The sequence below is a fragment of the Rugamonas fusca genome, from assembly GCF_014042365.1.
Lineage (GTDB): Bacteria > Pseudomonadota > Gammaproteobacteria > Burkholderiales > Burkholderiaceae_D > Rugamonas > Rugamonas fusca.
The window spans coordinates 36,549-51,310 of sequence record NZ_JACEZS010000011.1 but is presented as its reverse complement, the minus strand read 5'-3'; the positions used below and the strand labels follow the sequence as shown (position 1 = coordinate 51,310).

At 67.9% G+C, this 14,762-nt stretch carries 11 protein-coding genes; 7 read left to right on the top strand and 4 right to left on the bottom strand.

Features of this window, described 5'->3' with window-relative positions; genetic code table 11:
• Positions 1–211: 211 nt before the first annotated feature.
• Together H3H36_RS13990 and H3H36_RS13985 are read right to left on the bottom strand one after the other, a co-directional pair.
• Positions 212–1,381, bottom strand: a complete 1,170-nt coding sequence (locus tag H3H36_RS13990) for a porin (RefSeq protein ID WP_182218582.1) — start codon at positions 1,379–1,381, stop codon at positions 212–214.
• 29 nt (positions 1,382–1,410) lie between these two features.
• Positions 1,411–1,821 carry a type 2 periplasmic-binding domain-containing protein gene (locus H3H36_RS13985; RefSeq protein ID WP_229219909.1) on the bottom strand — a complete coding sequence of 137 codons (411 nt, stop codon included), beginning with the start codon at positions 1,819–1,821 and terminating at the stop codon, positions 1,411–1,413.
• Positions 1,822–2,062: 241 nt separating this feature from the next.
• Between H3H36_RS13985 and msbA the strand changes: the two genes are divergently transcribed.
• Positions 2,063–3,895, top strand: a complete 1,833-nt coding sequence (gene msbA / locus H3H36_RS13980) for a lipid A export permease/ATP-binding protein MsbA (protein ID WP_182218579.1) — start codon at positions 2,063–2,065, stop codon at positions 3,893–3,895.
• A 73-nt stretch (positions 3,896–3,968) separates the two neighbouring features.
• Here the strand turns inward: msbA and H3H36_RS13975 are convergent, their stop codons facing one another.
• Positions 3,969–4,688, bottom strand: coding sequence for a 2OG-Fe(II) oxygenase (locus tag H3H36_RS13975; protein WP_311196636.1), 720 nt, complete (start codon positions 4,686–4,688; stop codon positions 3,969–3,971).
• A gap of 232 nt (positions 4,689–4,920) precedes the next feature.
• Positions 4,921–6,021, bottom strand: coding sequence for a bifunctional DNA-binding transcriptional regulator/O6-methylguanine-DNA methyltransferase Ada (ada, locus tag H3H36_RS13970; protein WP_182218577.1), 1,101 nt, complete (start codon positions 6,019–6,021; stop codon positions 4,921–4,923).
• A 175-nt stretch (positions 6,022–6,196) separates the two neighbouring features.
• Here ada and hutC point away from each other — a divergent pair, with 175 nt between their 5' ends.
• From hutC to rho, 6 genes are all read left to right on the top strand, one after another.
• Positions 6,197–6,916, top strand: coding sequence for a histidine utilization transcriptional repressor HutC (gene hutC / locus H3H36_RS13965; protein ID WP_229219908.1), 720 nt, complete (start codon positions 6,197–6,199; stop codon positions 6,914–6,916).
• A gap of 289 nt (positions 6,917–7,205) precedes the next feature.
• Entirely contained in the window at positions 7,206–11,852 is a 4,647-nt protein-coding gene (locus H3H36_RS13960; protein WP_182218572.1) for a PAS domain S-box protein, read from the top strand.
• A gap of 2 nt (positions 11,853–11,854) precedes the next feature.
• Complete coding sequence (locus H3H36_RS13955) at positions 11,855–12,325, top strand: response regulator (protein WP_229219907.1); 471 nt, start codon at positions 11,855–11,857, stop codon at positions 12,323–12,325.
• Positions 12,322–12,735 (top strand): response regulator, encoded by a 414-nt coding sequence (locus H3H36_RS13950; protein ID WP_182218569.1) that lies wholly within the window; start codon positions 12,322–12,324, stop codon positions 12,733–12,735. The genes H3H36_RS13955 and H3H36_RS13950 overlap by 4 nt, the downstream gene beginning before the upstream one ends.
• A 221-nt stretch (positions 12,736–12,956) precedes the next feature.
• Positions 12,957–13,283, top strand: coding sequence for a thioredoxin TrxA (trxA, locus tag H3H36_RS13945; protein WP_182154087.1), 327 nt, complete (start codon positions 12,957–12,959; stop codon positions 13,281–13,283).
• A 141-nt stretch (positions 13,284–13,424) separates the two neighbouring features.
• Positions 13,425–14,687 carry a transcription termination factor Rho gene (gene rho, locus H3H36_RS13940; protein ID WP_182154088.1) on the top strand — a complete coding sequence of 421 codons (1,263 nt, stop codon included), beginning with the start codon at positions 13,425–13,427 and terminating at the stop codon, positions 14,685–14,687.
• Positions 14,688–14,762: the final 75 nt, after the last annotated feature.

Below are 14,762 nucleotides of genomic sequence, written 5' to 3'. Positions count from 1 at the left end.
GTGCCGGTATCGCGTATGGCAGGTGGCCCTCGTTGAAGCCGCTATGGCAAATGAGCAAACGCGCCACCGGAAAGATCAAAGAAACGCTGCGACTGTCCGAATGACAGACCTGACACCGGTTTGGACTCTGGTTTGTGCCAACGGCTGGCACCAATGCAAAACGCCGCACGGCCCTGTCGGCACGTGCGGCGTTCGGTGACGCGATGGTGGACTAGAACAAGCCCTGCAGCGAAATGGAAATCAGCTTGGAGTCGCCAAAGAACGGATAGGCATAGTGCGACTTGTCCTTGCTCACGTCGTACTGGGCCTTGAGCGCCATGTTCTTGCGGAAGTCCCAGCGCAGCGACAAATACTGCGTGTTGCGCGCTTCGATCGGTTCCGTCACCGTCGTGTAGCGCGAGAACGTGTACATCGGCGTCCACGCCCCGAACTGGTAGCCCACGCCAATCAGCGCGTACTTGTAGACGTTGTTGATGCCCTTGGCGTCGTCCACCTGCTCATAGCGGTCCAGCTCCGACTTGACCAGCCAGTCCTTGTAGTCCATGTTGGCCGAGATGCCCATGATGCGCGTGCCCTGCGCGTCGACCAGCGTGGTGCGGCCGCCGCCGGGCGCGTCCTGCCAGGTGGTGTCCTTGTACCACATCATCATGCCGCGCACGTCGAACACGCCATTGTTGGCCGACACGTAGCCGCCCACCATGTCCTTCCACGATTCGTGGGTGGGCGTGGTGTAGTAGATCAGCGTGTCGTAGGCGTCGTTGTGCTGGGTGTAGCCGCCGGCCCACACGTGGAAGGTGCCGGCCCAGTCGGTCGCACCCAACTGCGTGCGGTAGGTGACGTTGGCGCCCTGATAGGCGTAGATCGGCCAGCCATACACGTCCGGCGCCGGCCGCACCCACGGGTAGGCGTAGCCGATGTACAGGTAATCGCTGTAGTAGTAGAGCGGGATGCGGAACTGGCCGGCCTGCAGCGTCCATGCCGAATCGGCCGACGGTTGCCATGTCACATAAGCCCAGTCCAGCGTGGGGCGCGAGCCGCGGTTGGGATTGTTGGCCCGCACCAGCACCTGGGCCGTGGCCGACAGCGTGGGCGAGAATTCCTTCTTCAGCTGGAAGCCCACCAGCGATTCGCGGTCGAACTGCCAGCCTTCGCTTTTCTCGTAGACAGAGGCGTATTCCCAGCCCTGCACCGTGCACGGGCACTTCCATTGCTGGTAAGTCCACGGCGTGCTGCTGCCCTGGGCCGAGCCGCTCAGCACCTTGGCGCCGGTCAGGTTGTAAAAGCCGGTCAGTTTCAGCGAACCATCGTCGCTGAGGTCGATGGCGGCGGCGCTGCCGGATGCCAGCAACGCGATCGCCCAAGCCATGATATGTTTGTTCATCGAGCTATCTCCAGTTCAGGACAGGGCGTTCAAGGTACGGTGGCGATGACCTTCACGGTCTCATCGACAGCCGCTTTTTCGATGTAGCCGATGGCGTTCACGTTCTCGGCCACCGCCTTCTTCACTTCGGCGCTGGATTTGCATTCTTTAGGCGGTTTGCCCTTGGCCGTGAACACGATCTTGGACCAGATGGCTTCCACCTGGGCCGGCGTCTTCTCCAGCACCTTCTTGTCGAACTCGGCCCGGATGGCGGATCCCTCGGGTTGCTCGATGGGGGTGAACAACACCGATCCGCCCAGGAAGAACTGGGCCGCCTGCGAGGGGAACATGCGGGTGGCGGCGTTCTGCGGGTTGACGATGATGACCAGCTCCGCCCGCGCCGGCGCCGCCATGGCCGCCAGCAGCAGCGCCGCGGCCGCCCACTGTATCTGTGCTTTCATCTAGCCTCCTGTTGTCATGGCAACAGCCTGCGAAGTACGGCCCGCGGCGCGCTGTGCCTGCACGCCGGGACGAGTTCAGTCTAACTTCATCCTGTTTCATCGCGCGAGTGATATTTGGTGAGAATTAGCTTCTCACATGCAAGGTGTTTCGCGAACGCAACACCGCGCGGCGCCCGCGCGGCGCCAGCCGGCGCCGCCGTTACAGGTACAATGTCGCCTTCGCCGACCACCGCACACCATAGTGAACAGCCGACTCCTCTACCTGCGCCTGCTGCGCCAGTTCCGCCCCTACGTCTGGATCGCCGTCGCCACGTTGACGGCCGTGGGTGTGGCCTCGGCCACCGACGTGCTGCTGATCCGCCAGTTGCAGAATGTGGTGGACGCGCTGGCCCCGGCCAGCAGCCTGACGCGCAGCGCCGGCCCGGCCACCGGCCTGCTGGGCGCCATGCAGGAATTGCTGGGAGTCCTGCTGCCGCACGCCCCCACCCGCGCCGCGCTGTGGACCATCCCCGCCATCATCGTCAGCCTGGCCGTGGTGCGCATGCTGGCCAGCTTCGCCGGCGAGTACGGCGCGGCCTGGCTGTCGAGCCGGGTCCAGGCCAATTTGCGCGAGACCATGTTCGCCCGCATCCTGCGCCTGCCCAACCGCTATTTCGACGGCACCTCCACCGGCACCACGCTGTCGCGCGTGGCGTTCGACGCGGCCCAGGTGGCCCAGGCCGGCCTGAACGTGATCAACGTGGCCGTGCGCGACTCGGTGGCCACGGTCGGCTACCTGATCTCGCTGTTTTCCATCGACTGGCAGCTGGCCGTGTTCTGCCTGGGCCTGCTGCCGCTGGTGGCGCTGATCGTCACCTTCGCCGGGCGCCGCATGCGCCACCTGAGCCAGAGCGCCCAGCACGCGATGGGGGAACTGACCAATGTGCTCGACGAGAGCATCAGCGGCCAGCGCGTGGTCAAGATCTTCGGCGGCCAGCAGTACGAGCAGCGCCGCTTCGACCGCGTGGTCAAGCTCAATCGCCAACTGGCCGTCAAGCACGCGTCCACGGCCGCCATGAACTCGGCCGCCATCATGCTGCTGGTGGGGATCACGCTGTCGTCCGTGATCTACTTCGCGCTGCTGCGCGCGCAGGCCGGCGCGCTGTCGCCGGGCGCCTTCGTCGCGTTCATGGGATCGCTGATGGCCATGCAGTCGCCGATCAAGAACCTCACCAAGATCAACGAACCGATGCAGCGCGGCCTGGCCGCCGCCGAATCCGTGTTCGGCCTGATCGACACGGCGCCCGAACCGGACCGCGGCGAGCGCACCATCGAACGGGCCGCCGGCCGGCTGGCGCTGGAACAGGTCAGCTTCCACTACCGCCCGGACGACGCCGAGGCCCGTCCCGCGCTCGACGGCGTGTCACTGGACATCGCCGCCGGCGAGACGGTGGCCCTGGTGGGCAGCTCGGGCAGCGGCAAGACCACGCTGGCCGGCCTGCTGCCGCGCTTCTACGACGTCAGCGGCGGCCGCATCACGCTCGACGGCGTGGACTTGCGCGACTACCGCCTGGACGCGCTGCGCCAGCAAATCGCGCTGGTGAGCCAGGATGTGGTGCTGTTCAACGACTCGCTGGCGGCCAACATCGCCTACGGCGACCCGGCGCCGTCGCGCGAGCGCATCGAGGCGGCCGCGCGCGCCGCGCACGCGCACGAATTCATCATGCGCCAGCCGCAGGGCTACCAGACCTCCGTGGGCGAGAACGGCTTGCGGCTGTCGGGCGGCCAGCGCCAGCGGCTGGCCATCGCCCGCGCGCTGTACAAGGACGCGCCCATCCTGATCCTGGACGAGGCCACCAGCGCGCTGGACACGGAATCGGAACGGCTGGTGCAGGCCGCGCTGGAGGTGCTGATGCGGGGCCGCACCACGGTCGTCATCGCGCACCGGCTGTCGACCATCGAGAACGCCGACCGCATCGTCGTGATGGACGCCGGCCGCATCGCGGAAATGGGCAGCCACGACGCGCTGCTGGCCCAGGGCGGCCTGTATGCGCGGCTGTACCAGACGCAGAAAAGCGTGCAGACCGCGTCGTAATAAAAGCGGGGTCAGGTCCGGCAACCTGCCAAATTGTGGCGCGATGCCGGACTTGACCCCGCTTCACTACTTCTCAGGTGGCGTCGTGAAAAATCACCCCCAGCGTATGGCGCAAGCCTGACCTGAGCCGGCTCACGCCATGCCGCATGCCGGCCCGGTACACGCCGCGCGCGCCCTGGACCGGGCGCTCGGCCACGGGGAAGATCACCATGTCGCCGCGCGTCAGCGGCACCACTTCCACCCGCGACTGCTGGCGCGGACGCTGCTCCGTCAGCACGAACTCCCCACCCTCGAAATCCGCACCCGGCTGCGACAGCAGCACGGCCGCCTGCAGCGGGAACACGTGCTCGCCGTATAAGTCCTGGTGCAGGCAGTTGTAGTCGCCGGGACGGTAGCGCAGCAACAGCGGCGTGGGCCGCTGCTGGCCGGCCGCGTGGCAGCGCGCCAGGAATTGCGCATGCTCGGCCGGGAAGCGCGTGTCCATGCCCAGCAGGCCATGCCAGCGGTTGGCGATGGCCGCCAGCGGCCCATACAGGGCCTGGCGCAGCGCCGCCACCGTGGACGGCAGCGGATAGCGGAAGTACTGATACTCGCCACTGCCAAAGCCATGCTGCGCCATCACGATGCGGCCGCGGAACAACTGGCCCTGCTCGTACTGGGCCGCCATGGCCGCGCATTCGTCGGCCGTCAGCATGCCCGGCACGATGGCGTACCCGTTCATGTCCAGTTCCTCGCCGATGGCTTGCCAGTCCAGCCCCGCCACGTGGGTGGCGATGCCGACGGCCGCGCCAATGGCGCGCCGCGCGGCGGCCTGGCGGGCTGCCTGTTCGGCAGCGACAGCATCCGCCGCGCTACCCACATTACCCGCGTTGGCCGCGCCAGTCACGCTGGCCGCATCGATCGCGTTGGTCGCACTGGTCGCACTGCTCGCGCCGCGAGCGCTAGTGGCGCCGGCCGGCACCGCTGCCTGTCCCGGTGCCGTCTTGCGCGGCTGGCGCGGCGGCAGGCCGGCGCCGAAATCGAGTTCACCGTTCTTCACTGAGCGCCTCCTCGTGCTCCATCACGCCGCGCTGCACGCCTTCGCGCTCGAGCAAGGCCGCCTTGCGTTCCACGCCCCAGCGGTAGCCGGACAATGCGCCATCGTTGCGCACCACGCGGTGGCACGGCACGGCCACGGCCAGCGCGTTGGCCGCACACGCCCCGGCCACGGCGCGCGCGCCATTCGGCAAGCCCACCCTTTCGGCCAGTTCCGTGTAGCTGACAGTGCTGCCGGCCGGGATGGCGCGCAGCGCCTGCCACACGCGCTGCTGGAACGCCGTGCCGCGCACGTCCAGCGGCAAGTCCAGGCCGATGCCAGGCGCCTCCACCAGCGCCACCACGCGCGCCACCACTTGCTCGTAATCGGGTTCGGCGCCGCGCAGCTCGGCCTGCGGAAAGCGATCCTGCAGGTCGCGCGCCAGCGCATCGGGATCGTCGCCCATCAGGATGGCGCAGATACCGCGCGCCGTGCTGGCCACCAGGATCGCGCCCAGCGAACAGGCGCCGATGGCGAAGCGGATCTCGGCCCCGCTGCCGCCGGCCCGGAACGCGCGCGGGGTCATGCCCAGCACGGCCGGCGACTGGGCGTAGAAACGGCCGCTGGAATTGAAGCCGGCCGCGTAGATCGCCTCCGTCACGGATGGCGCGGCAGCCAGCCCGTCCTGCAACCGGCGCGCCCGTTCGGCCGCCGCATACGCCTTGGGCGTGATGCCCGTGTGGGCCTTGAACAGGCGGTGGAAGTGGAAGCGGCTGACACCGACGGCGGCGGCCAAGGTGTCAAGGTCAAGCTCCGACTCGGCCGCCGCGATCAACCGGCAGGCCTGGGCCACCATGGCGCGCTGGCGCTCGGCCAGCGGCGGCTGGTCCGGCTTGCAGCGCAGGCAGGGCCGGAAGCCGGCCTGCTCGGCCGCCTCGCGGCTGTCGTGGAAGGCCACGTTGCGGCGCAAGGCTGGCCGCGCGCCGCACGACGGGCGGCAGTACACGCCCGTGCTGCGCACGGAATAATAGAACACGCCGTCGGCGTTGGCGTCGCGCTGTTGTACTGCGGCCCAGCGCTGTTCGTCGCTGGCGTAAGGGGTCTGGCTCATGGCCCGCTCCGTTGGTTAAGGATGGATGATGCCATGTTAGGCGCCGCCATGCAGCCCCGCACTCCGGCGCTTGCTTTTGAATCGCGGCGCCGGCCGCCCCACTTACGGCCGCGCCCGCGCCAATGCTAAAATGACGGCGAGCCGTCCACTCCAGGCCGGCCTACGGAGAAGCCGTTTGGACCAGTCAGCCCCGCAAGAAAACACCCCGATTTTCCAGCGCATCAAGGATTACCTGCTGGCCCAGATCGCCGCCGGCACATGGAAGGAAGGCGACGTGATCCCGTCCGAGCAGGCGCTCACGCGCCAGTTCGGCGTCTCGCGCATGACCGTCAACCGCGCCGTGCGCGAACTGACGGCCGAACAGGTGCTCACCCGCCGCCAGGGCGCCGGCACCTACGTGGCGCAGCAAAAGTACCAGGCCACGCTGCTGGAGATCAAGAGCATCGCCGACGAGGTGCGGGCGCGTGGCCACGTGCACCGTTCCAACCTGCGCCTGCTGGAACGGGGCAAGGCCGGCGAGCTGCTGGCCAAGCAGTTCGACCTGCCGCCCGGCCACCAGCTGTTCCACTCCGTCATCGTCCACTTCGAGAACGGGGTGCCGATCCAGGTCGAGGACCGCTGGGTCAACCCGCTGTGCGCGCCGGACTACATGGAACAGGATTTCAGCCACCTCACCCCCAACGAATACCTGATGGCGGCCGCGCCCCTGCAAGGGGCCACCTACAGCATCGAGGCGCTGGCGCCGCCGCGCGAGATCGCCGAGATGCTGGCCATCGACACGCGCCAGCCCTGCCTGGTGCTGAAACGGCAAACCCATTCGGCCGGCAGGGTGGCCTCGCTGGCCACCATGTGGCATCCGGGCCATCGCTACCAGTTCGCCGGCAGCTTCTCGTAATTTAATTTCATCCAGGGCTGTGAAATGAAATATTCTTTCATCGCAGCCCGGCCCGCCGCCGGGCCATCCAGCCTCATCCCACTTAGCACTTTTTCGTCCACACATTCTCACCATTTGTCACCAGAACGCCCGTAACGGCGGGCGAATTTGCGCCAACACACACTGCGCGGGCGCGGCAGTTCCGTATCGCAAAAGTTAACACTACGGGCAAAATTTCGATGCTATAGTTGACCGGAATAAAAGCCGGCGCCGGCGCGCGCCCGCTTGCCGCATGAAAGGGATATCCTTGTTGCCCAACCGTCCAGCGCCCCACCGCATACCGCATCGGCGCCGTCCGCCGCGCTGGCTGGCGGCCGGGGTGCTGTTGTTCGCCACCGCGCTGCCGGCGCTGGGCGCGGAGAAGGTGGTGGTGCAACTCAAGTGGCAGCACCAGTTCCAGTTCGCCGGCTACTACGCGGCCCAGGCCCAGGGCTATTACCGCGAGGCCGGGCTGGACGTGACGCTGCAGGAAGCGCGCCCCGGCGAAGATCCCGTGCAGCAGGTGGTGGATGGCCATGCCCAGTACGGCACCGGCGACAGCACGCTGCTGCTGGACCGGGCCCGCGGCCAGCCGGTGGTGGTGCTGGCCGCCATCTTCCAGCATTCGGCCGCCGCCCTGCTGGTGCGGCGCGACGCGGACGGCAAGCGCCTGCCATGGGCCGGCAGCCGCATCATGCTGGCGCCCGGCAGCGAGGAACTGACGGCCTACCTGCGCCGCGAGCGAGTGCCGCTCGAACGCATGACGCGGCTGCCCTACCAGCTCGATGATAACGTGCTGTTGGAAAACCGGGTCGACGTGCTGTCCGTGTATTCGACCGACGCGCCCTATGTGCTCAGCCGCGGCAACACCAGCTACGAACTGCTGTCGCCACGGACGGCCGGCATGGACTTCTATGGCGACAACCTGTACACCACCGAAACGGAGTTACGCGAGCACCCGGCCCGCGCGCGCGCCATGCGCGAGGCCACCTTGCGCGGCTGGCAGTACGCCATGGCCCACCAGGGCGAACTGGCCGACCTGATCCGCGCCCGCTACCCGGAACGGCACAGCCGCGAACACCTGATGTACGAGGCCCAGCACATCGCCCCCCTGCTGGAGCAAGGCTTGATCGAACTGGGCTACAGCAATCCGCAACGGTGGCGCGCCATCGCCGCCCTGTTCGCGGCCCAGGGCATGCTGCCGGCCGGCTTCGCGCCGGACGGCCTGCTGTACCGGCCGCCGCCGGCCCGCGTCGACCTGCCCTATGGCGCGCTGGCGGCCGGCGCCGCGTTACTGGCGCTGCTGGCATTGGCGGCGGGCGCCCTGTGGCGCGTGCGCGCGCTGAAATCGGCCTTGCAGCAAGCGGAAGACCGGCTGGGCGGCGCCCAGCGCCTGGCCACCCTGGCGCTGGAAGGCTCGGGCGAAGGCATGTGGAACTGGCTGCCGCAGGAGGGCAAGCTGGAGCCGTCGGCCCGCTACTGCGCGCTGCTGGGCTACGAGCCCGGCCAATTCCAGCCCGCAGCGGGCGCCTGGCTGGCCCACGTGCACCCGGACGACCAGGCCCGCGTACGCGCCGCCATCGCCGTCTTCCTGGACCAGGCCACACCCGAGCTCCAGCCGCAACGCCTCATCAGCGAATGCCGCATGCGCTGCCGCGACGGCAGCTGGAAATGGGTGCAGGCCCGTGGCGCCGTGCTCGAACGCGATAGCCAGGGCCGCGCCGTGCGCGCGGCCGGCACGCTGGCCGACATCAGCGAGCACATGGCGGCCGAGCAGGCGCGCGTGTGCGCCATCCTCGAGGCGACGCCGCACGCCATGCTGATCGCCGACCGCGCCGGCCAGGTGCGCTACGCCAACCAGGCCTGCGCCCGCGTGTTCGGCTACGAGGGCAGCGCCATGCAGGGCCGCTCGATGGACCAGCTGGTGCCCGACGCCATGCGCAGCAACGGCCACGTGCGCGAACTGTTCTCGCGGCCCCAGTTGCCGGGCCGGGTGCTGATGGCCTGCCGCGCCGACGGCAGCCGCTTCCCCGCCATGCTGCACCTGTCGCCGATCGCCTTGTCGGGCCAGGACTTGTCGGTGGTGGCGCTGCGCGACATGACCAAGCGCCAGCGGGCCGAGGAGGCGCTCCATTCGAGCACGGAACGCTACCGCCTGATCGTGCAGACGGCGGCCGAAGGCATCTGGATGTGCGACGCGCGCGACCAGACCAACTTCGTCAACCCCACCATGGCCCGCATGCTGGGCTACGACGTGGAACACATGCTGGGCCGCCCCATGACGGACTTCATGGACGCCCCCAGCGCCGAACGGCTGCAGCAGCACTTGCGCCAGCGCGCCTCGGGCCAGCCGGAACAGGGCGACGTGTGCCTGTACCGGCGCGACCGCAGCATGCTGTGGTGTTTGCTCTCGACCACCGTCATCTACGCCGAGGATGGCAGCTACGGCGGCACGCTGGCCATGCTGACCGATATCACGGCGCGCCGGGCGGCCGAGGCGGCGCTGCGCGATTCGAGCCAGCGCCAGGCGTCCATCTTCAACGCCGTTACCAACGGCCTGGTGGTGCTGAACGGGTCCGGCCGCCTGGTCGACAGCAACGCGGCCGCGGCCCGCATGCTGGAACACGGCGCCCCTGGCCTGTGGGACGCGCTGCGCGACGATGGCACGGCCTACGACGTGGACAGCCATCCGCTGCAGCGGGCGCTGGCCACGGGCCTGCCGGTGCGCGAGGTTGTGATGGGCTTGCACCTGCCCGGCGGCGCCGTGCGCTGGCTGTCCGTGAACGCGGAGCCGGTCACGGACGCCCAGGGCGCGGTGTCGCTGGTGGTGGCCAGCCTGACCGACATCGGCGAGCGCAAGGCGGCCGAGGATGCGCTGCGGCGCAGCGAGCAGCGGCTGCAGGAGATCATCCAGATGATGCCCACCGGCCTGTTCATCAAGCACCCGGACGGCCGCTTCCTGCTGATGAACCACGCCTGCGAGCAGCAGCTGGGCTTCGCCTACGCCGACCTGCCCGACGGCGACGACAGCGTGATGCACTCGCCCGAACAACTGGCCGCGTTCCGCCAGCGCGACCGCGAAGCGTTCGCCGGCGGGGTGCTGATCGATTATGAACAAACCATCTGGCACCGCGTGCTGGACCAGCAACGCCACCTGCGCGTGCTGAAAAAACCCGTGTTCGACGAGGATGGGCGGCCGGCCTATTTGATCTGCATGTCGCTCGACATCACCGACAGCAAGCGCGCCGAGCAGGCGCTGCGCGAATTGAACGAGCACCTCGAGGAACGGGTGGCCCAGCGCACCGAACAGCTGGACCAGGCCAAGCGCCTGGCCGAGGAAGCGAGCCAGGCCAAGGGCCAGTTCCTGGCCAACATGAGCCACGAGATCCGCACCCCCATGAATGGCGTGATCGGCATGGCCTACCTGGCCCTGAAGACGGAGCTCGATCCGCGCCAGCGCGACTACCTGGAAAAGATCCGCTTCGCCGGCGAGCACCTGTTGGGCATCATCGACGACATCCTCGACATCTCCAAGATCGAGGCGGGCCGGCTCGACATCGAGCAGACCGACTTCGCGCTCGAGCACGTGATCCAGACCCTGACCACGGTGCTGGCGCCCAAGGCCGCCAGCCGCGAACTGACGCTCACCTTCGACCTCGATCCGGCCCTGCCGCCCGTGCTGCGCGGCGACCCGCTGCGGCTGGGCCAGATCCTGATCAACTACACCAGCAACGCCATCAAGTTCAGCGAACAGGGCGCGATCGATATCCGGGTGCGCCAGCTGGCCGCCGACGCCCACAGCTGTTTGCTGCGCTTTGACGTGCGCGACCACGGCATCGGCCTGTCGCCCGAGGAGATGGACAAGCTGTTCCAGTCGTTCCAGCAGGCCGACGCGTCCACCACCCGCGCCTATGGCGGCACGGGCCTGGGGCTGGCCATCTGCAAGCAGCTGGCCCAGCTCATGGGCGGCGAAGTGGGGGTGGAGAGCGCGCCGGGCCAGGGCAGCACGTTCTGGTTTACGGCCCGCCTGGGCGTTTCGGGCGCCACCGTGCCGGCCATCATCCACCAGGTCAGCGACGCGGCGGCCGAACTGGTGGCGTCGGCCCGCACGGCCACCGTGATGCAGTCGCTCAAGGATGCCCGCATCCTGCTGGTGGAGGACAACAGCTTCAACCAGCAGATCGCGCTCGAGATGCTGGAGGATGCCGGCTCCTCCGTATGCCTGGCCAACAATGGCGCCGAGGCGCTCGAGCTGCTGCGCCAGGCCGCCTTCGACTGCGTGCTGATGGACGTGCAGATGCCGCTGATGGACGGCCTGGAAGCGACCCGCCGGATCCGCGCCGACCCGCGCCTGGCCGACACCCGCGTGCTGGCCATGACGGCCACCGCCACCAGCGAGGACCGCGAACGCTGCATCGACGCCGGCATGGACGATTTCATCAGCAAACCCATCCAGCCCGACCTGATGTACCAGACCATCGCCAGCTGGCTGCCCGAACGCAGCGCGCCGCTGCCGCCGCCGCCGCGCGGCGCCCCCGCGTTCCGCGCCACGCTCGGTGGCGATCCGGCCGTGATCGACCTGTCGATCCTGGCCCGCCTGCTCGGCTACGACCCGCACAAGGTGCGCAAGTTCGCCTTCAAGTTCCTGCAGAGCACCGAGGAAGGCTTGCGCCAGATGGAGGCCGCGCTGGACCGGGGCGAGCTGCAGCCGGTGCGCGAGCTGGGCCACCGCATCAAGTCCGCGGCCCGCACCGTGGGCGCGCTGGGCATGGCCGACCTGTGCCTGCAACTGGAACACCTTGGCGGCGACGCCACGGCCGACGCCACGGCGCGCGCGCTGCTGGCCCAGTTGTGGCCCTTGCTGGGCCAGGTAACGGAGCAGATCATGACCCACACCACGTTCGCCGACGAGCGCTGAGCATGCACCGGCCCGCCCCCACTCCCACGACGACGCCCGGCGCCGCGCCGCGCGCACTGCAAGTGCTGCTGCTGGACGACGACCTGTTCACGCTGGAGCTGCTGGCCGACATGGTGGCCGGCCTCGGCCCGCACGCCGTGCGCTGCGAAACGCGCAGCCTGCGGGCGCTGGAGCTGTTGCGTGCCGATGGCCCCGACCTGCTGATCTGCGACCTGGGTTTGCCGGAGCTGGACGGCATCGAACTGCTGCGGCTGCTGGCCGAACAGGGTTACGACGGCGCCGTGGTGCTGCTGTCCGGGCTGGACGTGGGCGTGCTGCAGGCGGCCGAGCGCCTGGCGCAGGCCCACGGCCTGGCCTTGCTGGGCGCCTGCGCCAAGCCGCTGGCGCGCGAGCGGCTGGCCGGCTTGCTGGCGCAGGCGGCGGCCCGGCCACGGCGTGCCGGGGCCGGCGCGCCATCGGGCGTGGCGCCATGAACGCCGCCCCGCACCCGGCCATCATCGCCAGCGCGCCCTGCGTGCTGGTGGTGGACGACGACGCCTTCCAGCGCGCCATGCTGGCCGACATGCTCGGTGAGCTGGGCGTGGCCACCGTGTTGCAGGCCGGCGACGGCGCCGCTGGCGCGGCCGCGCTGGACGGCGCCCAGCCGCGCCCGGCCGTGGTGGTGGCCGACCTGTGCATGCCGGGCCAGGATGGCTTCCAGCTGCTCGAGGCGCTGGCCGCGCGCCGCTACGGCGGCGGCCTGATCCTGCTGTCCGGGCAGCAGGAAGCCGTGCTGCACGCGGCCAGCGCGCTGGCCCGCTTCCACCAGTTGCATTTGCTGGGCGCGCTGGCCAAACCGCTGCGGCTGGACGCGCTGCGCACGGCCCTGGTCCGGCTGGCCTGACGGGTCATTCAAACATTTGCGGCAATCCGCCCCCTTTCCTGAAAAATGGGTTATTATTTCAGCCATCCCCGCCTGCCGACCTTTCTTGCCACCCCTTCCGCAGATTGAATTCCAGCAGACCGCCACCACGTGCTCCTTGTCGTTCCAGCGCGTCGATGGCCAGGAAAGGCTGAGCCATAGGCGACCACTAATCCCACTTTGACCCTCTGACTGAGGAAAACATGAGCGAAAATATCAAACACATCAGCGATGCCTCCTTCGACACCGACGTACTGAAATCGGACCGCCCCGTGCTGGTCGACTTCTGGGCTGAATGGTGCGGTCCTTGCAAGAGCATCGCCCCCATCCTGGAAGAAGTGGCCAAGGAATATGACGGCAAGATCGTGATCGCCAAGATGGACGTGGACGCCAACCAGGCCGTGCCGGCCAAGTTCGGCATCCGCGGCATTCCCACCCTGATCCTGTTCAAGAACGGCGTGGCGGCGGCCCAGAAAGTGGGCGCCATGGCAAAAGGCCAACTGACCTCTTTCATCGACAGCAATATCTAAGTATCATGCAGCCCACCGGCGGCGCCGCGTTCGCGACGCCGCCGCGACTGGCAGGACGCCCGATGGCGGCGTCCATGTGATCAACCCCACGCACTTCCCTCCCCCACCCTTTACTTTCCCGTCACGGGACACTCAACACATATGCATCTATCTGAATTGAAGGCCTTACACGTCTCGGCGCTGCTGGAGATGGCGATCGGCCTGGATATCGACAACGCGGCCCGGCTGCGCAAACAGGAACTGATGTTCGCGATCCTGAAAAAGCGCGCCAAGTCCGGCGAACAGATCTTCGGCGACGGCGCGCTGGAAGTGCTGCCCGACGGCTTCGGCTTCCTGCGCTCGCCCGACGCCAGCTACATGGCCTCGACCGACGATATCTATATTTCCCCGTCGCAGATCCGCCGTTTCAATCTGCACACGGGCGATTCGATCGAAGGCGAAGTGCGCACGCCCAAGGATGGCGAACGCTATTTCGCGCTGGTCAAGGTAGACAAGGTGAACGGCGAATCGCCGGAAGCGTCGAAACACCGCATATTGTTCGAGAACCTGACGCCGCTGCACCCGAACGAGCCGCTGCGCCTGGAACGGGAAATGAACGGCCAGGAAAACATCACGGGCCGTATCGTCGACCTGATCTCGCCGATCGGCAAGGGCCAGCGCGGCCTGCTGGTGGCCTCGCCCAAATCCGGCAAGTCCGTCATGCTGCAGCACATCGCGCACGCCATCACGGCCAACCATCCGGACGTGACCCTGATCGTGCTGCTGATCGACGAACGTCCCGAGGAAGTGACGGAGATGCAGCGTTCGGTGCGCGGCGAAGTGGTGGCCTCCACCTTCGACGAACCGGCCACGCGCCACGTGCAGGTGGCCGAGATGGTGCTGGAAAAAGCCAAGCGCCTGGTGGAAATGAAGAAGGACGTGGTGATCCTGCTGGACTCGATCACCCGCCTGGCGCGCGCCTACAACACCGTGATCCCGGCCTCGGGCAAGGTGCTGACCGGCGGTGTGGACGCCAACGCCCTGCAGCGCCCCAAGCGCTTCTTCGGCGCGGCTCGCAACATCGAGGAAGGCGGCTCGCTGACCATCATCGCCACCGCCCTGATCGAGACCGGTTCGCGCATGGATGACGTGATCTACGAGGAATTCAAGGGCACCGGCAACATGGAAGTGCACCTGGAGCGCCGCCTGGCGGAAAAACGCGTGTACCCGGCCATCAACCTGAACAAGTCCGGCACCCGCCGCGAGGAATTGCTGATCAAGCCGGACCAGCTGCAAAAGATCTGGATCCTGCGCAAGCTGCTGTACTCGATGGACGAGATCGAAGCGATGGAGTTCATCCTCGACAAGATGAAGGCGACCAAGACCAACGCCGAATTCTTCGACATGATGAGAAGGGGTGGTTAACACCGCCTGACCATGGGAGGCCGCGCGCCTCCCATTTTTTTGCCCGCTTGCCGCGCCGATCGAAGGACTGTATAA